General features: G+C 71.7%; 20 protein-coding genes. 8 read left to right on the forward strand and 12 right to left on the reverse strand.

Features of this window, described 5'->3' with window-relative positions; translation table 11 throughout:
* Positions 1–21: 21 nt before the first annotated feature.
* The gene (locus O7607_RS23600; protein ID WP_332367334.1) at positions 22–969 is read left to right on the forward strand and encodes an acyltransferase domain-containing protein; all 948 of its coding nucleotides are present in this window, start codon (positions 22–24) and stop codon (positions 967–969) included.
* 117 nt (positions 970–1,086) lie between these two features.
* Positions 1,087–2,064: an LnmK family bifunctional acyltransferase/decarboxylase gene (locus tag O7607_RS23605; protein WP_269705372.1), complete on the forward strand. Its 978-nt coding sequence runs from the start codon at positions 1,087–1,089 to the stop codon at positions 2,062–2,064.
* A 28-nt stretch (positions 2,065–2,092) separates the two neighbouring features.
* Here the strand turns inward: O7607_RS23605 and O7607_RS23610 are convergent, their stop codons facing one another.
* Complete coding sequence (locus O7607_RS23610) at positions 2,093–2,344, reverse strand: acyl carrier protein (RefSeq protein ID WP_269705373.1); 252 nt, start codon at positions 2,342–2,344, stop codon at positions 2,093–2,095.
* Between the two features lie 204 nt (positions 2,345–2,548).
* Between O7607_RS23610 and O7607_RS23615 the strand changes: the two genes are divergently transcribed.
* The 3 genes from O7607_RS23615 to rfbA all read left to right on the forward strand — a co-directional run bounded on the left by O7607_RS23615 (position 2,549) and on the right by rfbA (position 5,444).
* Positions 2,549–3,004: a helix-turn-helix transcriptional regulator gene (locus O7607_RS23615; RefSeq protein WP_269705374.1), complete on the forward strand. Its 456-nt coding sequence runs from the start codon at positions 2,549–2,551 to the stop codon at positions 3,002–3,004.
* A gap of 78 nt (positions 3,005–3,082) precedes the next feature.
* Positions 3,083–4,507: an acyl-CoA carboxylase subunit beta gene (locus tag O7607_RS23620; protein WP_269705375.1), complete on the forward strand. Its 1,425-nt coding sequence runs from the start codon at positions 3,083–3,085 to the stop codon at positions 4,505–4,507.
* Positions 4,508–4,571: 64 nt separating this feature from the next.
* On the forward strand, positions 4,572–5,444 hold the full coding sequence (gene rfbA / locus O7607_RS23625; RefSeq protein ID WP_269705376.1) for a glucose-1-phosphate thymidylyltransferase RfbA: 873 nt from the start codon (positions 4,572–4,574) through the stop codon (positions 5,442–5,444).
* 60 nt (positions 5,445–5,504) lie between these two features.
* Here rfbA and O7607_RS23630 read toward each other — a convergent pair whose 3' ends face one another.
* The 10 genes from O7607_RS23630 to O7607_RS23675 all read right to left on the reverse strand — a co-directional run bounded on the left by O7607_RS23630 (position 5,505) and on the right by O7607_RS23675 (position 18,499).
* Complete coding sequence (locus O7607_RS23630; protein ID WP_269705377.1) at positions 5,505–6,938, reverse strand: multicopper oxidase family protein; 1,434 nt, start codon at positions 6,936–6,938, stop codon at positions 5,505–5,507.
* A gap of 187 nt (positions 6,939–7,125) precedes the next feature.
* Entirely contained in the window at positions 7,126–7,866 is a 741-nt protein-coding gene (locus O7607_RS23635; RefSeq protein WP_269705378.1) for a phytanoyl-CoA dioxygenase family protein, read from the reverse strand.
* Entirely contained in the window at positions 7,863–8,897 is a 1,035-nt protein-coding gene (locus O7607_RS23640; RefSeq protein ID WP_269705379.1) for a threonine aldolase family protein, read from the reverse strand. The genes O7607_RS23635 and O7607_RS23640 overlap by 4 nt, the downstream gene beginning before the upstream one ends.
* Positions 8,894–10,336 carry an aldehyde dehydrogenase family protein gene (locus tag O7607_RS23645; protein WP_269705380.1) on the reverse strand — a complete coding sequence of 481 codons (1,443 nt, stop codon included), beginning with the start codon at positions 10,334–10,336 and terminating at the stop codon, positions 8,894–8,896. Before O7607_RS23645 ends, O7607_RS23640 begins: the two co-directional genes overlap by 4 nt.
* The gene (locus O7607_RS23650) at positions 10,333–11,373 is read right to left on the reverse strand and encodes a hypothetical protein (RefSeq protein WP_269705381.1); all 1,041 of its coding nucleotides are present in this window, start codon (positions 11,371–11,373) and stop codon (positions 10,333–10,335) included. The genes O7607_RS23645 and O7607_RS23650 overlap by 4 nt, the downstream gene beginning before the upstream one ends.
* Positions 11,303–13,153, reverse strand: coding sequence for an asparagine synthetase B family protein (locus O7607_RS23655; RefSeq protein WP_269705382.1), 1,851 nt, complete (start codon positions 13,151–13,153; stop codon positions 11,303–11,305). Before O7607_RS23655 ends, O7607_RS23650 begins: the two co-directional genes overlap by 71 nt.
* The gene (locus O7607_RS23660; protein ID WP_269705384.1) at positions 13,153–14,139 is read right to left on the reverse strand and encodes an alpha/beta hydrolase; all 987 of its coding nucleotides are present in this window, start codon (positions 14,137–14,139) and stop codon (positions 13,153–13,155) included. The genes O7607_RS23655 and O7607_RS23660 overlap by 1 nt, the downstream gene beginning before the upstream one ends.
* On the reverse strand, positions 14,136–15,491 hold the full coding sequence (locus O7607_RS23665; RefSeq protein ID WP_269705385.1) for an MBL fold metallo-hydrolase: 1,356 nt from the start codon (positions 15,489–15,491) through the stop codon (positions 14,136–14,138). Before O7607_RS23665 ends, O7607_RS23660 begins: the two co-directional genes overlap by 4 nt.
* Before the next feature lies 1 nt (position 15,492).
* Entirely contained in the window at positions 15,493–16,821 is a 1,329-nt protein-coding gene (locus tag O7607_RS23670) for a formylglycine-generating enzyme family protein (RefSeq protein ID WP_269705386.1), read from the reverse strand.
* A gap of 421 nt (positions 16,822–17,242) precedes the next feature.
* Positions 17,243–18,499 (reverse strand): MFS transporter, encoded by a 1,257-nt coding sequence (locus tag O7607_RS23675; RefSeq protein ID WP_269705387.1) that lies wholly within the window; start codon positions 18,497–18,499, stop codon positions 17,243–17,245.
* A 59-nt stretch (positions 18,500–18,558) separates the two neighbouring features.
* On the opposite strand from O7607_RS23675, the gene O7607_RS23680 reads away from it, so the two are divergent.
* The 3 genes from O7607_RS23680 (at position 18,559) to ahcY (ending at position 22,833) form a co-directional block, all read left to right on the forward strand.
* On the forward strand, positions 18,559–19,836 hold the full coding sequence (locus tag O7607_RS23680) for an ATP-grasp domain-containing protein (protein ID WP_269705388.1): 1,278 nt from the start codon (positions 18,559–18,561) through the stop codon (positions 19,834–19,836).
* A gap of 340 nt (positions 19,837–20,176) precedes the next feature.
* Entirely contained in the window at positions 20,177–21,364 is a 1,188-nt protein-coding gene (gene metK / locus O7607_RS23685; protein WP_269705389.1) for a methionine adenosyltransferase, read from the forward strand.
* Positions 21,361–22,833: an adenosylhomocysteinase gene (ahcY, locus tag O7607_RS23690; RefSeq protein WP_442929501.1), complete on the forward strand. Its 1,473-nt coding sequence runs from the start codon at positions 21,361–21,363 to the stop codon at positions 22,831–22,833. The genes metK and ahcY overlap by 4 nt, the downstream gene beginning before the upstream one ends.
* 29 nt (positions 22,834–22,862) lie before the next feature.
* Here ahcY and O7607_RS23695 read toward each other — a convergent pair whose 3' ends face one another.
* On the reverse strand, positions 22,863–23,774 hold the full coding sequence (locus O7607_RS23695) for a helix-turn-helix transcriptional regulator (protein WP_269705390.1): 912 nt from the start codon (positions 23,772–23,774) through the stop codon (positions 22,863–22,865).
* Positions 23,775–23,835: the final 61 nt, after the last annotated feature.

The raw sequence follows: 23,835 nt of genomic DNA on the forward strand, positions 1-23,835 counted from the left end.
CAACCGCCACCTGCCCTGCTGATGCCGGGTCAGGGTTCCCAGTACCAGGGCATGGGCACGGGGCTGTACCGGGATGTCTCCGCCTTCGCGGCGATCATCGACGAGGTGTTCGAGCTCATGGGGAGGGCCGGGGAGCAGCTACGTTCCGACTGGCTCGCCGCCTCCCCGGAGCTTCCGGTCGACCATGCCAGCCGTTCGCAGCCGCTGCTGTTCGCCATCGACTACGCGCTCGGCAGGCTGCTGCTGGACCGCGGGCTGCGGCCGGCGGTCCTGCTGGGACACAGTGTCGGCGAGATGGCCGCCGCCACCCTCGCCGGCATCTTCGACCTGCCCGGCGCGACCCGCATCGTCGGGCAGCGGGTCGGCCAGTTCACCCTGGTGCCGCCGGGCGGAATGGCCGCCGTGGCGGCGTCCCGGGCCGAGGTCGAGCCGTACCTGCGGCCGGGTGTCGACGTCGGGGCGGTCAACACGCCCCGGCAGACGGTGATCGCCGGTGCGGACGAGCCGCTGCGGACCATAGTGGACGCCCTGCGCCAGGCCGGCTACACCTGTGCTGCGGTGCCGTCGACGGTTCCCTTCCACAGCGAGTGGCTGCGGCCGGCGGTCGACCCGGCCTGCTCCCTGCTGGCGAGCCTGCCGGCGAACCCGCCCCGGATCCCCGTGGTGTCCGGGTACACCGCCGGCTACCTGACCGAGGCCGAGGTGAAGGATCCACGGTACTGGGCCGAGCACCCGGTGAACCCGGTGCTGTTCTGGCCCGCCCTGGCGAGACTGGCGGAGGCCGGGCCCCACCTGCTGGTCGAGTGCGGCCCCGGCACCAGCCTGACCACCTTCGCCCGCCGGCACCCGGACGTCCGTTCCGGGCGGTGCGAGGTGCTGTCGCTGATCGGGCCGGCGGCGTCGGGCCCGGCCCGGGAGGCCGAGCACCTCGCCGCCGCGGCGGCCCGGCTGGGAGTCTCGCTGCCCTGATCCGCGGTGCCGCCCCCGGGTCAACCGCTGCTCGACCGGACCTGGTGAGGCCGGTGCCAGGCTGCGCAAGCACGATCCACCCAGGCGGTGGCCGTCCCCTAGGACCGCGGAGATGACATGGAGACCAACCAGCACGCCCTGTTTCCCCAGGTCGGTCGTCCGGCGCTGGTTCGACGCCCGGGTGACTGGCTCGAACGCGTCGAGCTGATCACCCCCGCGATGTGCGGCCCCAACTCGCTGTTCATCGGCCAGCTCGGCGACTGGACCTGGGACGCGGTCGGCGCCGCCTGCCACATCGATCCGTACTCCGCGGTGGATCCCGAGGGCAACCCCGTCTACCTGTCCTTCGCCTACTTCCGGGTCAAGGCCTGCAGCGATCTGTCCGTCGAGCAACTGACCTTCGGCGACCGGCTCCGCGTACGGTCGAAGGTGCTGTCCTGCGGCGGTGACTCGTTGCTCACCGTGCACCAGGTCAGCCGCTATCACGGGGACGCCGGTACGGAGGCCGCGTACGGCGACGGCCTCGCCATGGATGACTTCTTCCGCTACGACTCGCCCGGATGTGTGCACGTCGAGACGTTCAACCGCTGGATCCAGCGTTCCGGCGACGGCACGAACCACGGATTGCGGCGGGCGACGCCCATCGGCTTCCAGTCGCACCACCTGGACCCGATCGCCGACGAGCACACCCCCCGTCGCGTCGTGTCGATGGCGCGCCGGGCAGCCGGCTTCCGGAGCGAGGGGGAGCCGCCGCCGGAGGCCGGGCTCACGCTGACCTACCAGGTGAGCGCCAGTCGCGACCTCAACGGCGTCGGTCTGCTGTACTTCGCGTCGTACTTCTCGATCGTCGACTGGGCGGTCCTGACGTTGTGGCGCAGTCTCGGCCGGTCGTCCGACAGCTTCCTGCGCCGGCGGGTGCCGGACCGGCAGGTCTGCCTGTTCGCCAACGCGAACGCCGACGACGTCCTCGACGTCGCGGTCACGACATTCCCCGACGCCGGGGGTGAGGACGTGGTCGACGTGACGGTGCGCCGGCAGGACGGCAGCCTGCTCGCCGTGGCGCGTCAGCGCATCACCCAGAACCGGGCGGGATGAGCACGGCGCCCCGCCACCGGGCGGGGCGTCACGCCGGCTCCAGGCGGCTGTTGATGAACTCGACGAGTTCCCGGGGGGTCCGGACGAGGCCCAGGTCGTCCTCGGAGATCGGCACACCGTAGTCACGCTTGATGCGGCTGTGCGTCTCGAGCAGGGCGAGCGAGTCGTACCCCAGCTCGTCGAAGGGTTGGTCCGGGGCGTGCTCGAAGGACCGCCAGTCTCCGTCCCAGACGTACTGGCGCATGAGGTTCTCGAGCTCCCGCAACGTGATCGGCTGCACGACTGGCTCCTTGTCCTCGCAGATCGGGGCGCCGTCCGCCGCGCGGCCCCGCCACACGCGCTCGGCGCGGCGTCGCACCGCCGGACGTCTGGTCGAGTGTGCCGCCGTCCCCCGGAGGGCCGCTCAAATGTGAATGGAACACGAAAGGGGGAATCGCGAGAGCGTCGGCTGGACGGGCCGATCGAGTTTCGGCACGATAACCGCGTGCTCCCGCAGCAGCAGACGCCCGAGGAGGCCGCCGCCACGGCGCGCCTGCGCCGTCTCGCGCGGCTGCGCCGGGTGCGTGACCGGATCGACCGGGAGTACGCGCAGCCCCTGGACGTGCAGGCGCTGGCGCGCGGGGTGGCCATGTCGGCCGGTTATCTCAGCCGCGAGTTCCGGCTGGCGTACGGGGAGTCGCCGTACGCGTACCTGCTGACCCGGCGGGTGGAACGCGCGATGACCCTGCTGCGCCGCGGTGACATGACCGTCACGGAGGTCTGCTTCGCGGTCGGGTGTGCTTCTCTGGGCACGTTCAGCAGCCGGTTCACCGAGCTGGTCGGGGTGCCGCCCAGTGCGTACCGGCGTGCGGCGTCGCAGGCGACGGCCGGGATGCCGTCGTGCGTGTCGAAGCAGGTCACCCGGCCGATCCGGACCCGGGAGGAGCGGCAACCGGCCTGACGACGCGAGCTTGCCTTGAGCGCTGCGTGAGCGTTGCGGACGAAACTTCTGCCGCATCGCCAACAGAGGAGCCTCATCGTGGTTCTCGCCGCCGGTCCGACCCGGATCCAGGACAGTGACCGCCGGGATCCGGTGGTCCGTCTCCGCCAGCTGTTCGACCCGGGCACCCTCCGGCTCGTCCACGGGGACGACGACACCGGCGTCGCGGTCGTCCGCGGCCGCGTGGCCGGCGGACCGGTGATCGCGTACTGCACCGACGCCCGGATCATGGGCGGCGCCCTGGGCGCGGACGGCTGCCGCCGCGTCGTGGCCGCCATCCAGGCGGCGGTGGTCGAGCACTGTCCGGTCGTCGGGGTCTGGCACTCCGGCGGTGCCCGTCTGTCCGAGGGCGTGGCGGCACTCGACGGCGTCGGCCGGATGTTCGCCGCGATGGTGCACGCGTCCGGCCGCGTTCCGCAGATCTCCGTCGTGCTCGGCCCCGCCGCCGGTGGTGCGGCCTACGGCCCGGCGCTGACCGACGTGGTGGTGATGTCGTCCGAGGCGCGGGTGTTCGTCACCGGTCCCGAGGTGGTCCGCCGCGTCACCGGGGAGCAGGTCGACATGGAGAGCCTCGGCGGTCCGGACACCCACGGCCGCCGCTCCGGCGTCGCCCATGTGGTCGTCCCCACCGAGAGCGACGCGTTCGCGCGGGCGCGTGCCCTGACGACGCTGCTCGGGCAGCAGGGGACGTACGACGTGGCTGCCGTGCGGACGCCGTCGAACCTGTCGGCGCTGCTGCCGGAGAACCCCAATCGCGCCTACGACGTGCGTCCCCTGGTCCGGGCGATCCTCGATCCGGCGGAGGAGCACGGTTTCCTGGAGTTGCAGCCCCGCTGGGCGCCGAACGTCGTGGTCGGGCTGGGACGCCTGGCCGGTCGCACGATCGGGGTCGTGGCCAACAACCCGCTGCGCAAGGGCGGATGCCTGGATGCGCTCGGCGCGGAGAAGGCGGCCATGTTCGTCCGGCGGTGCGACTCCTTCGGCGTGCCCCTTCTCGTGCTCGTCGACGTGCCCGGTTACCTGCCCGGCCTCGACCAGGAGTGGACCGGTGTGGTGCGCCGTGGCGCGAAGCTGTTGCACGCGTTCGCCGAGGCGGTGGTGCCCCGGGTCACCCTCGTGACCCGGAAGTCCTACGGCGGCGCGTACATCGCGATGAACTCCCGCGCGCTGGGTGCGAGCGCGGTCCTGGCCTGGCCGCAGGCGGAACTGGCGGTGATGGGCGCGGAGGCCGCGGTGGCCGTCCTGCACCGCCGCACCCTGGCCGCCGCACCCGACGACGAGCGCGAGGCCCTGCGGACGCAGCTGATCAAGGAGTACGAGCAGGACTCGGGCGGGGTGCGACGCGCCCTGTCCATCGGTGTCGTCGACGAGGTCATCGATCCCTCGCTCACCCGGTCGAAGGTGGTGACGGCGCTGATCGCGGCACCGGCCCGCCGGGGAGCGCACAAGAACATCCCGCTGTGACCGCGCGGACCGTGACGCCCACGTACGGACCGACCCACAGCCACAGCTTGCGAGGAGGACTCGAGTGAAGGGCATCATCCTGGCCGGCGGTTCGGGAACGCGCCTGCACCCGGTGACGCTGGCGATGTCGAAGCAGCTCCTACCCGTCTACAACAAGCCGATGATCTACTACCCGCTCTCGGTGCTCATGCTCGCCGACATCCGGGACATCCTGATCATCTCCACCCCGCGTGACCTGCCGCTCTTCGAACGGCTCCTCGGCGACGGGTCGCAGTTCGGGCTGTCGTTGACCTACGCTCCCCAGCCGGCTCCCCGGGGTCTGGCCGACGCCTTCATCATCGGCGCGGAGCACGTCGGCGACGATCCGGTCGCCCTGATCCTCGGCGACAACATCTTCCACGGCTACGGCTTCTCCGAGGTGCTGCAGGCGGAGAGCCGCGACATCGACGGCTGCGTCCTCTTCGGCTATCCGGTGACCGACCCCGAGCGGTACGGCGTGGGCGAGACCGACGCGACGGGCCGGCTCATCTCCATCGAGGAGAAGCCGGAGAAGCCGCGGTCCAACCGCGCCATCACCGGGTTGTACTTCTACGACAACGACGTGGTGGACATCGCCAAGAACGTCCGCCCGTCCGCGCGCGGCGAAATCGAGATCACCAGGGTCAACCAGGTCTACCTGGAGCGCGGCAAGGCCCGGCTGGTCGACCTCGGGCGGGGCCTGGCCTGGTTGGACGCCGGCACCTACGACTCACTGCTGCAGGCCGGGCACTACCTGCAGACCCTGGAGCAGCGGCAGGGGATCCACATCGCCTGCCTGGAGGAGGTCGCCCTGCGGATGGGCTTCATCGACGCCGACGCCTGCCTCAGCCTCGGCGCCCAGCTGGCCCACACCGAGTACGGCAGGTACGTCATGAACGTGGCGGCGGGAGCCCGCTGACGGGAGTGCCGGACGGCCCGGCCGGTGCGATCCGGCCGGGCCGTCCGGCGGGTGACGCCGTCACACCACCTCGAACTGCGCCATCTGGCCGAGCTGCGAGTGCCGCAGGTAGTGGCAGTGGTAGACGTAGCGCCCCTTGAACCCGGTGAACGTGGCCTGGATGCGCACGGTGGAACCGGGCGGCACCGCGACGGTGTCCTTCAGGCCCGCCTCGCCCGGCGCCGGCGGGACGCCGTCGCGGTCCAGCACCCGGAACTGTACGAGGTGCAGATGCAGGCTGTGGTCGATCGGGAAGTCCACGTCCACGTTGGTGACCCGCCAGATCTCGGTCGTGCCGATCGGGATGCGGGCGTCGACGCGGGCGGCGTCGAAGACCTCGCCGTTGATGGTGAACGTCGCCTGGCCGGGCCGGCGGCTCAGCGTCACGTCGCGGACCGTGGTGGCCCGGGGCAGCGGCGGCAGCGGCCGGAGCTTCGCCGGGAGCCGGCTGTTGTCGGCGGCCGCGCCGACCACGTCGAACGCGAGCACCGGACCGGTGGTGTCCGCCAGGACCAGGCGGCTGCCGACCGGTGACCGGCGGAAGTCCACGACGATCTCGGCGCGCTCGCCCGGCGACAGGGCCAGTTCGGTACGGGGCACCGGCGCGGGAAGCAGGCCGCCGTCGGTGGCGACCTGGATCATGTCGGCGCCGGTCAGGCTCAGCTGGAAGTTCCGCTGGATGGCGCCGTTGAGCAGCCGCAGGCGGTATCGGCGGGCGGCCACCCGCAGGACCGGCTGTGGTTTGCCGTTCGCCAGGGTGGTCTGCTGGACGAAGGGATCCGCCGGGTCGAACGCCAGTGTGCCGTCGGCCGCGATCCGGGCGTCCCGCAACATGATCGGGATGTCGTACCGGCCCGTCGGCAACCCGAATCGCCGCTCGGCGTCGTCGTCGATCAGGTAGAACCCGTGCAGGCCGCGGTAGACGTGCTCGGCTTCCATGTGGTGGCTGTGGTCGTGGTACCACAGCGTCGCGCCCTGCTGCCGGTTCGGATAGTGGTAGGTGCGCAGGCGCCCCGGCTCGACCACGTCCATCGGGTGCCCGTCACTGGCCGCGGCGACCGATGCGCCGTGCAGGTGCACGTTCGTCGGGTGGTGCAGGCCGTTGTTCAGCCGGACGATCGCCGGCCGGCCGCGCCGGGCGCGGATGGTCGGGCCGACGAACCGGCCGTTGTAGCCGAGCACCGGTGTCCTCACCCCGGGCAGGATCTCCGTCGTGGTGGACCGGACCGACAGGTCGTAGACGTCGGTGCCGCCCACCACCGCGCTCGGGCGCAGTACCGGAGGAACCGGAAGCGGGACGGTGAAGGGGACGGGCGGGGTGCTGGGGTCGCCGGTGCCGCCGCCCGGGTGCGGGCCGTGTCCGGCATGGATCGCGGCGCTGCTCTCGTTGCAGGCCGAGAGGAGAGTCCCTCCCGCGGCCAGGCCCGCGAGACGGATGAGGTGTCGTCTGTCCATGTCTGCTCCCTGTGCCGTCGGGCGTGTGGCCCGCTGACCGACTGATCCCGCCGGTCCGGCCCGCCGGCGGTCGTGGCCCGAGCGGCCGGCCCCATGCAAGCAAGGGACGCTCGGCGCGTGCTCGGGCTGCGCTGGTTGTCGGAGCCACCGGCCGCGCCGTCGTCGAGCAGGACGGCGCTCCGGTCCGTCAGCGGCGGTGCAGCGCGAAGACGAAGCTGAGGGCGCGGCGTGGCGCGGCCGAGGTGTTCGGTGCCGAGCGGTGCACCATCAGCCCGTCGAAGACCGCACCGGCGCCGGGATCGAGTGGGGCGTGCACGGGCGTGCCGAGCGTCGCCACAGTGGCCGGCTCGACGTGCGGTTCCACCGCGCGCTCGCGCGGCGGATCCCCGTCGGCGCGCTCCGGGTCGCCGACGTGCGGGAGCACGCCGAGCCGGTGCGATCCCGGCACGAACTGCAGGCAGCCGTTCTCGGTGGTGGCGGGGTCGACGGCGATCCAGGCCGTGACGACGTTGGCGTACCGGTCGTGGAAGCCGTCCGGCGCGAACGCCATGTCCTGGTGCCACGGCTTCTCCGAGCCGACCTTCGCCGGTTTCGCCCAGAGGAAGGTGTTCACCACGTCCACGTCGGTGCCGGTCGCCGGCACGATGTGGGTCTTCGCCACGGTTTCGGCGATCCCCGTCAGCTCGGGGCAGTGCCGGTGGGCGCCGTCCACCGAGCGCAGGACGCCGGATGCCGGGGGCAGGCCCTGCTGCCAGGCCACCCAGCCGCCGACGTCCGGCGCCTCGAGAACGAAGCCGTCTCCGCTCGACCGGCGGCGGCCGGCCATGTCCTCCAGGCGGGCCACGCAGGCGCGCATGACGTCCAGGTCTGTCTCGTCGACGATGCCGTCGACAACGGCGTACCCGTTGATCCGCAGGTCGTCTCTCACGCTGGGCCCCTTCCGTTCGGTCGGAGTGCGAGCGCGGCACGTACGGTGACCGCCTCGATGTCGTCGTCGGTGTGCTGCCGGTGCACCACGAGCCGCACCGTGTCGTCCCCGACCGGCAGCACGAGCACCCCGTTCTCGGCGAGCCGGGTCGCGGTCACCTCGGCCGGGGTCCCCACGCGCCGGAGGAACACCATGTTCGTGGGCCGGTCGACCTCCACCACGTCGACGCCGTCGATCCCGCCCAGTCCTTTGCGCAGCCGGTCGGCCCGCTCGTGGTCGCGGGCCAGCTCGTGCCGCCGGCCGAGGGCGACCAGCCCGGCCGCGGCCAGCACCCCCGCCTGGTGCATCGTCCCGCCGAGCATCTGCCGCAGCTCGCGGGCTTCCGCGATCGCGCTCGCCGGGCCCGCGAGCAGGGCACCGGCCGGGGCGCCCAGGCCTTTGCTCAATGACAGGGCCACGGTGTCGGCCGGCGCGGCGAGATCGGCCAGCGACGACCCGGTGGCGACGGCGGCGTTCGTCAGCCGGGCGCCGTCGAGGTGCACCCGCGCACCACCGGCGCGGCCGGCCCGGGCCGACGTGGCCAGCTCGGCCGGGGTCTGTGCGTGCCCGCCGGCGAGGTTGGCGGTGTTCTCCAGCCAGAGCAGCGTACGGCCGGCCGGCCCGGGCAGTGCCGCCGTGACGTCCGCGGGGCTGAGGTGCCCCGCCGGGTCGGCCAGGGTGACCAGGCGGGCCCGGGCGAGGCGGCGTGCGCCGTCGTTCTCCAGCGTGACCACGTGGGCCCGGCGCCCGACGACCAGCACGCCCCCGTCGGTGCCCAGCCACAGCAGGACGGCGAGCAGGTTGCTCATGGTCGTGCTCGGTGTGAAGACGGCGGCGTCGGTGCCCAGAAGCCCGGCGGCGGTCTCCTCCAGCTCGGCCACCGTGGGATCGTCACCGTAGCTGTCGTCGCCGACCGCGGCGACGCTCATCGCCTTGCGCATCGCGTCGTCCGGCACGGTCCGGGTGTCGCTGCGCAGGTCGACGGGCGTCATTCGTGTCTCACGAACATCGCGCGGGTCGCCGTGTAGCCGTCGCGGGAATGGACTCCGAGTTCCCGGCCGTACCCGGACATCGCGAGTCCGCCGACGCTGACGTGCTCCTCGGTGTCGCCGTAGGTGTTCACCCAGACCATTCCCGCCCGCAGCCGCCGGGCGGACCGGTGTGCCCGGCCGAGGTCGCGGGTCCAGACGGAAGCGGCCAGCCCGTACCCGGTGTCGTTCGCCAGTGCCAGCGCCTCGGCCTCGGTGTCGAAGCCGGTCACCGTGAGAACCGGACCGAACACCTCCTTCCGGGCGGCGGCCGCTCCGGCCGGCACCGACTCCAGGATCACCGGCGCGACGTAGAAGCCCGCCGAGCCGGCGGGAATGTCGGCCGTCACCGTCGCCCGCGCGCCGGCGGCGACCGCCTCGCCGACGAGCCGCCGGACGCGGTCGCGGCCGGCGGCGTTCACCAGCGGGCCGAGCTGGGTGCCGGGGGCGAGCGGGGGACCGACCCGCAGCCGACTGAGTTCGGTCACCGCGGCCACGAACCGTTCCCGGACCCGGTGGTCGACGATCAACCGGCTCGCGGCGACGCACATCTGCCCGGTGTTGCCGGTGTACCCGTCGACCAGGGCGCGGGCCGCCGCGTCGAGGTCCGCGTCGGCGAACACCACGAACGGGCTCTTTCCGCCGAGCTCCAGCAGGATCGGCTTGATCCCGCACTCCGCGCGGATGAGGGCACCGGTCGCCGTCGATCCGGTGAACGACACCAGCGCCACGTCGGGGTGGGCGCAGAGGTGACGGCCGACGGCCGCCCCGCCCGTGACCACACCGAGCGCACCGGCGGGAAGGCCCGCGCCCGCGGCGATCTCGGCCAGCCGCAGCAGGGACAGCGGGGTGTCGTCGGCCGGCTTGACCACGACGGTGTTGCCGTGTGCGAGCGCCGCGGCGACCTTCCAGACCGCGAGCAGCAACGGGTAGTTCGACGGTGCGATCGCCGCGCAGACGCCGAGCGGAACCCGGTCGGTGATCGACAGGGTGCCCGCGCCGACCGGATTCACCTCGCCCGAGGGCTGCATCGCCAGCCCGGCGAAGTACCGCAGGGTACGCACGGCGAACCCGACCTCGCCCTGGGACCGGCCCGGTGGCTTGCCTCCGTTGAGCGTCTCCAGGGTCGCCAGCTCCGCGGCGTTGCGCTCGACGGCGTCCGCCAGGGCGAGCAGGGCGTCCTGCCGCTCCCGCGGGTGGGTCTGAGACCAGTGCCCGAACGCCTTGGCCGCGTGGGCGACAGCGAGGTCGACGTCGTCGGGGGAGGCGTCGGTCAACTCGGCCAGCGTCGTACCGTCGGCGGGGTCCACGAGCGTCCGCGCGGATCCGCGTCCGGGCGTCAGGTCGCCGCCGACCGCGACCCCGCCGAGTCGCTCCCGCAGCGGTGCGGGCAGGGCAGTCATCGCGTCAGCTCCCGGATCGCGCCGAGGAACGCGTCCCGGTCGAGGTGCACGGAGGTGCCGGCGAGGACCATCAGCTCCAGCGCGCCGGTGGCGAGGACGGCGTGGAAAGGGCCGTGGCGGGCGTCGATCCAGGCCAGTTGCACCGGTACGCCGTCCACGTCGACCTGGTCGAAGGTCCCCGGGTGCTTGTCCGGCTTCGCCGGCACCGATATGCCGCCCTGCTGCGGACGCTGGGCGATGACCCGGATCTCGCGGCCGCGCAGGCGGCCGCCGGAGTAGACGACCTCGGTCTCCTCCCGCCCGTCCGGGCGGGTGAAGGTGCCGACGCTGTCGACGGGGAGCCCGGCCAGGGTGTCCGGCAGACCGAGCGGCGCGGCGACGTCCGGCCGCCAAGCACGGCGATGGTCACTGGGCCGGTGGAAGGCCCACAGTCCGACCGGCACCCGTACCGCGCTCGCCTCCGGCTGGCGTGCCCAGTAGCTCAGTTCGGCCAGTGGCGTCGCGGCGATCTGCCGCGCCGCGTCGTCGTCCACCGGAGCGAGGGACCGGTAGACGGCGGCGATCTCGGCGTCCTCGAACTGCCCGTCGAGAACGGACAGCTCCACAGTGGTGCGGCCCAGCCTTGCCGACGCCGCCGCGTTGCCGATGTAGTCCACCCCCAGCCACAGGACGTGCTCGTCGTCGAGAGGCACCGCACGGGTCTCGCTCTGCCACAGACAGGGGTGGTCGAGGGCGGGGAACGCCCAGTCGTACAGGAACTGCTTGACCCGCAGCCGGCGGGTGCCGTCGGTGAGCTCGAAGCGGTGGGCCGCCGGGTTGTTCGCCGACCACGGGGTGCGCCCGGCGGTCGGGCGGGACGGTACGCCGGGCGGGGCCTCCTTGCGCAGCGTGCCCGGCGTGCTGCGCAGGCCGGGCACCGGCTCGTCCGGCCACCAGAGGATGAAGTTGCACCACGGCTGGGCGGCGTCAGGATCCAGCGACGGTGGCCACTGGTCCAGATCCTCCGCCGAGGCCAACGTCCGGTGTCGCCACGTCATGGTCTCCACTCCCGTGGGTCGGTCCCCCGTCCGCGCGGGGGAGTTGGCGCAGCCACATCTGGCTGGAATACAGGAACAGCAGTTCACCGGTTCCGGCGGCGGCGAGCAACTCACCGCTCAGCGGGGCGTCGGCCGGCAGGCCCACCGATTCGACGAGGCCACGCAGCCGGGCCAGGAAGGCGGTGTCACGCGGCGCCGGGAAGCCCTTCTTGGGCCGGTGCAGGACACTCGGCGGAAGGTACGGCGCCAGCGCCTGTTTGAGGAACGGCTTGGAACCGCCGAGCCCGCCCCGGTTCTTCCGCCACTCCGGCATCGAGAACGCCAGACCGGCCAGCGTCACGTCCTGGAAGACCGGCCGGTCCTCCAGCGAGTACGCCGACGAGCAGGCGTCGACCATCTCGTTGACGTACACCAGGAACCGCCGCATCAGGTGGTACCGGCCGCGCTTGTGCGGATCGAGGGTGGCCAGCTCGCGATACGGCCGCAGGGTACGACTCCAGACCCGGTCGGTGATGTCCTCCTCGGACACACCGACGTGCCGGCACAGCTCGTCGACCATCCGGTGCCACAGCGGTCGCTCGTCGCGGTAGAGCCGGGTGCGCAGGTAGTGCTCACCGTGGGTGTCGGGAGGGCGCGTCGGGTCGACGATCGGGAAGTAGGTGCCCTCCTGGTAGCCCCACAACTCGTCGGAGCCGTGCCCGGAGAACACCACCACCCGGCCGTCGGCGGCGATTCGCTGGTAGGTCCGGAGCAACGCCAGCTCGGCGCCGTGCAGGAACGGCCGTTGCAGGTGCCGGACGGCGACCGCGGTCAGGCCCTCGACGTCGGCGACGGCGACATCGCAGTGGACCGGCTCCACGCCGGCCGCCCGGGCGACCTCCAGAGCGTACGGCAGGTCCTCGTTCTGGCCCGCCTCGGTTCCCTCGTAGCGCACCACGTAGGGGGTGACGTCGCTGTGCAGGGCCCGCAGCGCGCCGAAGGCGGCGGAGGAGTCGACGCCGCCGCTGACCACCGCCGCCATCGGCACGTCGGCGGGGCGCCGGATGTCCACCGCGCGCCGGAACGCCTCGGCGACCTCGTCGACGGTCACCTCCCGTTCCGCCGGCGCCGGCATCCAGTAGCGCCGGTGGCTGACCCGGTCGCCGTCGATGACCATCAGGTGGCCCGGCTCGACGGAGTGGATCCCGGCGAGCCAGGTGCCGTCGTCGATCGCGTCCATCCGGACGTACGCCCGGTGGAGGAACGCCGTCCAGTCCACCCGGGGTTCCACCAGGCCGCCGGCGAGCAGCGTGGCCACCTCCGAGGCGAACAGGATCCCCCCGGCGACCCGGCACCAGACCAGCGGCTTGACGCCGAAGTGGTCCCGGGCGAGGACCGTCCGGCCGGTCCGCCGGTCGTACCAGGCCGCCGCGAACATGCCGTCCAGCTCGCCGACCACGGTCGGCGGGCCGGCGTGGACGGCCTGCAGGAACTGCTCGGTGTCGCACCGGCTGCGCGCCGGCCAGCCGCTGATCCGGGTCCGGCTGGCGTACAACTCGCCGTTGTAGGCCAGCGCCACCTCGCCGTCGGGGCTGACCATCGGCTGATGCCCCGACGGGCTGCGGTCCCGCACGGCCAGCCGGGTGGCCGCGAGCAGGACCCGGCCGTCGTCGGAGAGGTGCAGCCCGCTGTCGTCCGGCCCGCGGTGGTGCATGGCCCCGACGAGGCGGCGTCCCAGCCGGTCGAGCCACCATGCCGGCCGTGGGCCGTCCAGGCTGACGAAGCCGGCGATGCCGCACATCACGCGCTCCACTTCGCGCCGCAGGCGGCCAGCGACCGCTCCAGGCGGTGGTCGATGCCCTGATGCCCGTACGGGTGCTCGTCGTACTCGTGCGGCACCGAGGCGGCCGTCAGCTCGGCGTGCAGCGCCCGGGCGCCCCACTGCATGCCGTACTCGTCCTGCTCGCCGACGTCCAGGTAGAGCGTCTCCAGCGTGGCGAGCGCGGGGGCGGCGCCCGCGACCAGCCGGACCGGGTCCCGGTCGAGCCAGGTCTGCCACACGGCGTCCCGGAACCGTCCGGTGCGGGGGTCGCAGGGGAACCCGTCGGCGATGTCCGGCAGGACCTCCGGCGCGTAGCAGACGCCCATCGCGACGATGCTCATCGCCTCCATGAACGCACCGTCGACGGTGCCGGCGTACCCGGCTCGGCTGAGCGCGGCGATGCCGCCGCGGGCCCGCAGTGTGTTCAGGGCGCGGACCAGCAGCGACAGGTACGTGTGCTCGAACCCGCAGTCCGGCGTGTGCGCGGCGACGTGGCCGAAGACGCCGGGGCGCTGGATAGCGGCCATGAGGGCGCCGTATCCGCCGCTGGACTTGCCGACCACCGCCCGGCCGCCTGCCTCGGCGACGGTGGGCAGCCGCTCGTCGACCAGGGCGACCACCTCGTCGACGAGGTATCGCTGGTACGGACCGCACATGGCGGAGTCGAGGTACTGCGATCCGCCGTAGCGGGTGGCACAGTCGGGAAGCACGACGTGCACCGGCGGCAGCACCCCCTGCGCCACCAGCCGGGACAACCGGTCGGGAAGGCTCTCACCGAGCGGACGAACGCCCAGCAGGTCCCGGCCGCGCGAGCCGAAGCCGGCCAGCAGGTACACCACGGGCAGTGCCCGCCGCGGTGGATCCGCCGGGCTGAGGACGACCACCTCCCGCCGGCTCGGGTCGCCCAGCCGATTCCCGCGTAACACCGAGCTGTCATGGGTGAAGGCGTCGACCCGATACCTCATCGGCGCTGCTCCAGCAGAGCCCGGTCCACGTGCCGTACGTACCAGACGGGGTTGTGGAACACGGCGGAGAGCAGTGCGTTGTCACTGGTCCAGAGTCCGTACGAGCTGCCCATCAGCAGGTCCGCGTCGAACAGCGCCTGCAGCGTGCTGCCGGCGATCGCGGTGTGCGCGCCCCCGTCGCCCGCCTCGCTCGGCAGCGGCCGGACCCGCTCGCCGGTGAAGTCGAGGACGAAGCCACGCGCCTTGCCGCCGTCCTCGTACACCGTGATCGTCTGGTCGGCCCCACCGTCGATCTCCCGGTACCAGAAGTCGGTCCCGACCAGGTGGTCCATCAACCGCTGCACGAGCCGCTCGGTCGGTTCCCGCTGGCGTCCGACCTGATCCGTCTCCGGGTCGAACGCCGGCACGCCGGCCGCCGGGTCGAGGGTGACGGCGGCCGAGACGGCGGCGAAGTCGAAGTCCCCGGTGGACATCACACTGCCGTCGTGCGACACGTCGAGGATCTGACCGGGACCCCACAACGCCCCGGGACGCCCGACGGACTCCAGGTGCCGCAGCGCCTGCCAGGGGGTGAACGGGAACAGGGCGGTGTTGCACCACGCGAAGCTGTCGCGCACCCGCCAGCCGAAGGACGACGGGATCGTCAGGCCGGCGCCGACCACGTCGGTCCAGCGGTCGAAGTTGGCCGCGGAGCGCGCGACGAGGTCGTCCGGCGCGCCGACCTGCCGGCGCTGGGTGAGCACCCCCGGCGGAGCCAGGCTGTGCGCCGGGATCAGCGCGACGTCGACCGCCGGGGCGTCGGGCCGGGCGAAGAAGCTCTCCGTGTCGGGATGCAGCACCGAGTCACCGGCGATCATCACGGTGGCGTCGGGCGTCTCGAACAGCAGGCTCATCTCCGGGAACGGCACCCGGGAGGCCAGGGTTCGCAGCCGCGTCCGGCCGAGGTTGATGACGTCACCCGGCCGGACACCATGGCTCCGGCTGTACCCGAGGCGTCGCTGGGTCCAGGCGATGGCCTGGTGACCGAGGCCCGAGTAGGACAGCAACGGAAGACCGTCGCCGCGCGGCCACACCGTGACGGTGTCCGGCGCGCGCAGCGGCGCCTCGTCGAAGTCGACCTCACGCGCCTCGGCGAGCCGCACCAGGCTGGGGAAGTGGTGGTGGTCGTAGTGGTGGTGACTGAAGACGATGTAGTCGACTTCCTCGTCGAGCATCGACAGCAATTCCGGTGGCTGTGCCGGGAAATGCTCCCAGAATCGGTCGAGTTCAGGAGTCAGCCACGGATCGACGAGAATTCTTTCGGTGCCGGTTTCGATGAGAACGGTGGCGTGGCCGAAACTCGTCAGCCTCATCTCACCCTGCCGCCGGGTAGACGCAGCGGAAACCGATCTCGTTGTGCTTGTCGGTCAGCAGGTCCTTACCCCGGTAGTAGGTCGTGAGGCACACCGGCGGCGAGGTCCACGTGCCACCACGCAAGCTGTAGAACGCGTCTCGCCGATTCATGAACTCGACCGGCTGCCGGCCCTTGAAGAACGGGTCCAGGTCGGCCTTCGTGAAGAAGTTCGTCCGGGTCATCTCCCACACGTTCCCGGCCATGTGGAGCAGCCCGTACGGGCTGGCGCCCTCGGGCAGGCTGTCCGCCGGCATCACCGGCTCCGCGGGCGTCGACGGCCCGACAGTGACCAGCACGCTCTCCAGACTGCGCAGGTCGTGCACCGAGGTGCCGAACGACCGCTCGACGTAGTTGGCCCGGCTCGGATCCCAGTCGTTGCCCCACGGGTACCGCCGGCCGTCCGCGCCCCGGGCGGCCTTCTCCCACTCGTCTTCGCTCGGCAGTCGTCCGCCGGCCCAGCGGGCGAAGGCCCACGCGTCGTACCAGTCCATCCCGGTCGCCGGGTGCTCGGGCCGGTTGAAGCGGGGGTCCCGGCGGTGCGCCGAGGCGTGGTCGGGCCGGGGCGGCTGGTCCGGGTGGTCGAACTCGGTGGTTCCCGCGGTCTCCTCGACGAACCGGTTGTAACGCTCGTTCGTCACCGCGGTCCGGTCGATGTAGAAGGCGGGCAGGTCCACGACCCGCAGCGGGTTGTCCTGGTCGTTCATCTGGAACGGCCCGGGCACCGTTCCGGTCGCCCCGGCGATGAACGGACCGGCCGGCACCAGCACCGCGTCCGCCAGCTGGGCGGACCGCTTCTTGACGGCCGCCACCCGGTTGAGGACGTCGGCGAAGTGCTGGTCTTCCAGCCGCCGCAGCTCATCGGGATCCTCGCTGCCGAAGATCGCGATCAGGGCCCGTTTGGTCAGTGCCGCGCCACAGCCGACCGGCTTGCGCAGGTAGGCGGGGCGGGTGAAGTTGCTCGGCCAGCCGGAGATGCCGATCAGGTCGCGGGCCGCCAGCGCGATCCGGTGCTCACCGGCCACGGTGATGGCGGTGAAGGCGACGCTGTCGACAGTGTCGTGGGTGGCCGCGGCGATGGCCCGCTGGGCGGCCTCGCGATCGGCGAAGCTCGCGCCGAGGATGCGGACGCAGGCGGCGCGTACCGGCCACTCGGGATGGGTGGCGGAGAGCTCGCAGAGACGGTCCAGGTCGGCATGCCGCTCGAGGTCGGCGGTCACCTGCTGGATGGCCAGCCAGTACTGATCGTCTGCCGTGCCGTCGAAGACGGCAGGATCACTCGTGACGGTCATGGACCCTTCCCTTCCTGATCACGTGGTGGGTGCCCGGCCACCCTGGGGAGGTGGCCGGGCTGCGATCGATCAGCGATCGCGCGGGGGCACGGACGTCACCACTTGGTGACCTCCTCGTCCTCGCGGGTCTCGATGAAACGGTCGTCCGACATGTCAGCACCTCCTCCCGGGGGAGAACCGGAAATCGGATCCGCGGTTGCGGCCCGAAACTCGAGGATCAGCCCGGATGGCGAATTGCTGGTGTCGGGAACGGTGCGGATGTGCCACCGGGGATGCGACCGAATGCGGTCCTATTCCCGTCGGTGGACCCGGGCCTGCGATGTCGACGAGTCTATGGAGGGCCCGCGAGGATCACTCAAGCGCGACTCGAGGCGCCGCCCCGTGGGGACAAGAATGGCGTCTCTATTGCAGAACGGTTCATTCATTCCTGCCGTGTGACGGCGGTTCGGTTCCCTTTGTGCGCCTGGTGCGGGACCTGGTCCGGGTCCGCCGCCGGGGCCGGGCGGCCCGATCCCTGGGCCGGCGGTCTCCACATCAGGGTGCCGAGCGTGACGCCGACGGTGAGCACGACGACCAGTACGGTCGCGGTCACGGTGCTGGTCAGGTCCGCGGTCAGTCCGATGCCCATCGTCGACACCACGACCCCGAGGGGCAGCAGCGTGGCCCGCAACGTGGCCACCGTCGCCACCTCCTGCTCGGTGGCGGTCGCCACGACCAGGTTGTTGTACTGGACGAAGGCCACCTCGAAGAACAGCAGGAAGAACGCGTACGCGGTCAACGTCGGAATCTCGGCCCCGGCGAGGACCGCGGTGAGCAGGAAGGGCAGCGGCACCAGCGTCCAGATGAACGACGGCAGGCGATGGGCGTGACGCTGGACGGGAAGCGCCACGAACGAGCCCGCGAAGACGGCGAAGGCGGACACCGTGACAAAGGCGGCCACCAGGTCCGTGCCGCCTCCGAGCACGTCCCGGGGCACGGCGTTGACCGCGATGGTGTGGTAGCCCTGCAGGCACGCGACGAGGACGAACAGGACGAACAGGCGCCGCAGGTGGGGGTTGGCCAGGCGCAGCCGCGGTGGGCCGTCACCGCCCGCCGCCGGCGCGGGCACGGCCCCGGGGAGCGTGACGGCGAGCGCCGCCGAGAGCAGCAGGCTCGCCGCGTTCAGGGCCAGGATGGTCCGTACGCCCAGCGCCGGGTCGGCCAGCCCGGTGAGGACAGCGCCGATACTCGTTCCGCCCAGCTTGCCGATCTCGGCCAGGGTGTTGACCCGGCCGAGCCGGTCGGCCGGGATGGTCAGCTTGATCAGGACCGTCGCCGAGGACCGGGTCACCGCCTCCCCGAACCCCCGGACCATCAGTGCGACAGCGGCCACGAGGAAGAACGGGTTCCCGGACAGGGGCGTGGCGACGACGGCGAGCGTCAGCACCAGACTGGCGACCTCGGCGACGAGGATCAGGCGGGCCGGCGCGCGACCGGCGAGGAGCCGGTTGAGCGGCCGGACGAGGATCAGCGCCGGCAACCACGGCGCGGCGAGCACCAGGGCGGCCAGGAGGGTGGACCCGGTCACCTCGCTGACCTCGGTCGACAGGCGCAGGAGGACGAAGAAGCTGCCGGCGGTGTTCAGGAGCAACAGGGTCGGCACCACCGCGCCGACTCGATGCCTCAGGAGATCAGACACATGAATCCCTTACGGACAGTTGTGACTCGGAGGCGGGGCGTCGGCACTATGCTCGCCGCATGTCGCTCGATATCCCGGTAACCGGCGATGCCGAACGCGTCGTCGTCGTGGACGCGTACCTGCCCGTCCGTCCGCTGGTCACCGCGCTGCGCGATCGTGGCTACGCGTGCGTGCGGGTGCTCAGCACACCCGACGTACCGGAGGTGTACGCCGACGCGCCGTCGATCGCCGAGGACTTCGTGGCCGACATCGTGCACACCGGTGACTTCGACGCCACAGTGGCGGCGGTCGCCGCGCACGCCCCGGTCGCGGTCATGGCGGGCGGGGAGATCGGGGTGGAGTTCACGGACCAGCTGGCCGAGGCGCTCGGTCTGCTCACGAACGGCACCGCGACGAGCGCCGCCCGGCGGGACAAGTACCTGATGGTGGAGACGGTCCGAGCAGCCGGGTTGCGCGCCGCGGAGCAGGTCCGGGCCACCGACGAGGAGACGCTGCGCGAGTGGCACACCAAGCACGGCGGCCGGGTCGTGGTCAAGCCGTTGAGCAGCGCCGGCGGTGACGGCGTCTCCTTCTGCGACGACCCGGAGGAGTCGGTGGCCGCCTTCCGGCGGCTGGTCGGCAGCCGGAACATCTTCTCCGCCACGAACACCGGCGTGGTGGCCCAGGAGTATCTGGGCGGGCCGGAGTACATGGTGAACACGGTGAGCCGCGACGGCCGGCACTACGTGACGGACGTCTGGCGTACCACGCGGGTTCAGGCCAACGGGATGATCGACCTGGCCGATGCCCTCTGCCTGGTCGACTCGGGCAGCGAGGTGGTGCGGGCGTTGTCCCGCTATGCGTTCGGCGTGCTGGACGCGGTCGGCATCCGGCACGGCGCGGCCCACGTGGAGATCCGGCTGACCCCGTCCGGCCCCTGCCTGGTGGAGGTCGGCGCGCGTCTGCCCGGCGGCGGCATCGCCGTGCAGGCGGCCCGGGCCATCGGAGAGTCGCAGATGGACCTGGCGATCTCGGCGTACCTCGAGCCGGAGAGGTTCCTGGCGAAGGTCGGCACCGAGTACCAGGTGTCGCGCTTCTGTGCGATCGTCGGGATGGTCTCCCCGGTGGAGGGGGTGCTGCGCGCCTATCGTGGCCTCGACGAGATCCGCGCGTTGGAGGGTTTCGACAGCCTCACGTGTCTCGTCGCCCCGGGCGAGCGCATCAGCCGGACGGTGAACGACCTCGGCTACCCCGTGCTGGTGATCCTGTTCCACGAGAGCGAAGAGGTGGTGCAGACCGCCCTCAACAGCGTCCGGCTCATCAACGGCACGGGCTTCTACGAACTGGAGCCGAACTGAGCGGCAGCACCACCGGAGGCCGGCATCAGCCACGACTGGCCCGTCGGTGATGAACAGGATTCCTCCTCCTCGTGGCTGCGGGGCGCTCGCCCACCAGTCCGGCCACGGCGGAACCCCACGGCCGGGCCGGCCACGGCAGGCGGGGAACGGCCATGAGATGAGCAGTATCCCGAGCCCCGTGGGTCACGTCAACGACCGTCGATCACCCGTCCACTGTGGTGGCGCGCCGGGCTCCACCCGTTCCCGACCGAAACGCTGATCCGGTCTCCTACCGTCGGTGCCCACGATCGAGTCGTCCGTGTCGGTGTGCCGGCCCGGGCCCATCCCTACCGGAGGTCACGTGGCTTCCCGCCTGTTCACGTCCGAGTCGGTCACGGAGGGCCACCCGGACAAGATCGCCGATCAGATCAGCGACGGCATCCTCGACGCGCTGCTCGCCCAGGACCCGCACAGCCGGGTCGCCGTGGAAACCCTCATCACCACCGGTCAGGTTCACGTGGCCGGCGAGGTCACCACCAAGGCGTACGCCGACATTCCGACGATCGTCCGGGAGACCATCCTCGGGATCGGGTACGACTCGTCGAAGAAGGGTTTCGACGGGGCGTCCTGCGGAGTGAACATCGCGATCGGCGCCCAGTCCCCGGACATCGCGCAGGGCGTGGACAACGCCGTCGAGTCCCGCACCGGCGCGTCGGCGCACGCGCTGGACGCCCAGGGCGCGGGGGACCAGGGCATGATGTTCGGTTTCGCGTGCTCGGAGACGCCGGAGCTGATGCCGCTGCCGATCGCCCTGGCCCATCGGCTGGCCCGGCGGCTGTCCGGGGTACGCAAGGACGGGACGATTCCGTACCTGCGGCCGGACGGCAAGACGCAGGTGACCATCGAGTACGAGGGCCTGCGGCCGGTGCGGTTGAACACGGTGGTCGTGTCGTCGCAGCACGCGGCCGGCATCTCGCTGGAGTCGCTGCTCACCCCGGACATCCGCGACCACGTGATCGCGCCGGAGCTGGAGGGCCTCGGCCTTCAGACCGAGGGCTACCGGCTGCTGGTGAACCCGACGGGCCGGTTCGAGATCGGTGGGCCGATGGGTGACGCCGGTCTGACCGGCCGGAAGATCATCGTGGACACCTACGGCGGGTACGCCCGGCACGGTGGCGGCGCGTTCTCCGGCAAGGACCCGTCGAAGGTCGACCGGTCGGCGGCGTACGCGATGCGGTGGGTGGCGAAGAACGTCGTAGCCGCCGGGCTCGCGGAGCGGTGCGAGGCGCAGGTCGCGTACGCGATCGGCAAGGCGCACCCGGTGAGCCTGTTCATCGAGACGTTCGGCACCGAGACCGTGCCGGTCGAGGCGATCGAGAGGGCCGTTTCCGAGGTGTTCGACCTGCGGCCGGCCGCGATCATCCGGGACCTCGACCTCAAGCGCCCGATCTACGCGCAGACCGCCTCCTACGGGCACTTCGGCCGCGAGCTGCCGGACCTGACCTGGGAGAGCACCGACCGGGCCGGCGACCTGAAGGCGGCGGTGTGAGCGTCAACGAGGGCGACTACAAGGTGGCGGATCTGTCGCTTGCCGAGTTCGGGCGTAAGGAGATCCGGCTCGCCGAGCATGAGATGCCCGGTCTGATGGCGATTCGGCGTGAGTTCGCCGAGGTTCAGCCGTTGGCCGGTGCCCGTATCACTGGTTCGTTGCACATGACGGTGCAGACCGCTGTTCTGATCGAGACTCTGGTCGCGTTGGGCGCGCAGGTCCGGTGGGCGTCGTGCAACATTTTCTCCACCCAGGACCACGCGGCCGCGGCGATCGTGGTCGGCCCGGAGGGCACCCCGGAGGCGCCGGCGGGTGTGCCGGTGTACGCCTGGAAGGGTGAGACGCTGCCGGAGTACTGGTGGTGCACCGAAAAGGCTCTGACGTGGCCCGACGACTCGGCTGGCGGGGCCGGCGGAGCCGGCGGTGGCCCGAACATGATCCTCGATGACGGCGGTGACGCGACTCTGCTGGTGCATAAGGGCGTCGAGTTCGAGAAGGCGGGTGTCGTGCCGCCGGTGGAGTCGGCTGATTCGGAGGAGTACGCGGTCATCCTCGAGCTGCTGCACCGGTCGTTGGCCGAGGACGGTCAGCGGTGGACCCGGATCGCCGCGGGGATCAAGGGTGTGACCGAGGAGACGACCACGGGTGTGCACCGGCTCTACGAGATGCACCGCGCCGGGGCGTTGTTGTTCCCGGCGATCAACGTCAACGACTCGGTGACGAAGAGCAAGTTCGACAACAAGTACGGCTGCCGGCACTCGCTGATCGACGGCATCAACCGGGCCACCGATGTGCTGATCGGCGGGAAGATGGCCGTGGTGATGGGTTACGGCGATGTGGGTAAGGGCTGCGCGGAGTCGCTGCGCGGGCAGGGCGCCCGGGTGGTGGTGACGGAGGTCGACCCGATCTGCGCGTTGCAGGCGGCGATGGACGGCTACCAGGTCGCCACCCTGGATGACGTGGTGGAGCAGGCGGACATCTTCATCACCGCGACGGGCTGCTTCGATGTGATCACCAACGAGCACATGGCGCGGATGAAGCACCAGGCGATCGTGGGTAACATCGGGCACTTCGACAACGAGATCGACATGGCCGGTCTGGCCAAGCGCAGCGATGTGACGCGGGAGAACATCAAGCCGCAGGTCGACGTGTGGCGTTTCGACGACGGCCACGCGATCATCGTGTTGTCCGAGGGTCGTCTGCTGAACCTGGGCAACGCCACCGGTCACCCGAGCTTCGTGATGTCGAACTCGTTCGCCAACCAGACGATCGCCCAGATCGAGCTGTTCACCAAGACCGACGAGTACCCGATCGGTGTCTACGTGCTGCCCAAGCACCTGGACGAGAAGGTCGCCCGGCTGCACCTGGACGCCCTCGGCGCCAAGCTGACCACGCTGACCAAGGAACAGGCCTCCTACCTGGGCGTCTCCCCGGAAGGCCCGTTCAAGCCCGACCACTACCGCTACTGAGCGCGGCCCGAGATCGACGGGCGGCGGCGTCAGGACGGGTCGGCGCGTTCGGCGCTCGCGTCGGCCGCCCGCGCCGGAGTGGACGGGGCAGTGCCGGGCACCGGCCCGGTCCGGGCGGCCAGCGAACCCAGCAGGCGCAGGTTGTCGTGCGACGGGCTGCCCGGATCGGTGGTGTAGATGAACAACGTCTGGTCCGGGTCGCCGGGCAGGGCGAGGGCCTCGTAGCGAAGGGTGATCGGCCCGACCGCCGGGTGGTTCATCCGCTTGGTGCCGTGCGTGCGCTCGTGCACGTGGCGGCCGTTCCACCAGGTACGGAACTCGGCACTCTTGATGGTCAGCTCGCCGACCAACTCGCTGAGCTGCGGATCGTCGGGATGGCGGCCGGCGTAGAGGCGCAGCGTGCCGACCACGTCGGCCGCCACCGTCGGCCAGTCCAGGAAGGCGTCGCGGGCGTCCGGGTCAAGGAAGATCCACCGTACGTAGTTGCGGTGCCTCGGCGGCAGGAGCGTCCAGTCGGTGAGGAGCGCACGGGCGAGGGCGTTCGAGGCGAGCACGTCGGTGCGGCGCCCGAGGATGAGCGCGGGGTGCTCGGTCATCGAGGCGAGCAACTGGTGCATCGCCGCGCGTACCCGTTGGGCCGGCATCTGCCGGTCGCTGCGCCTCGCCGGCCGCGCGAGGTCGGCGAGGTGGGCGCGGGCGGCGGCGTCGAGCTGGAAGACCCGCGCCAGGGCGTCGACCACGGCGGGCGACGGGCTGGTGTGCCGGCCCTGTTCGAGCCGGGTGTAGTAGTCGACGCTCACGCCGGCGAGCATCGCCACCTCCTCGCGGCGCAGTCCGCGGACGCGGCGTCCCTGCGTCTCCGCGGCGATGCCGGACGCCTCCGGAGTCAGATCGGCCCGGCACTGACGAAGGAACCGGCCGAGGTCTGAGTGTCCCGCCATGCCCCAATGATCCGCCGCGAGGTCGTCCGGCGACACCGCCCGGGTGGGTACGCCGTTCCCC

This window comes from Micromonospora sp. WMMA1949 (assembly GCF_027460145.1).
Classification (GTDB): Bacteria; Actinomycetota; Actinomycetes; order Mycobacteriales; family Micromonosporaceae; genus Micromonospora.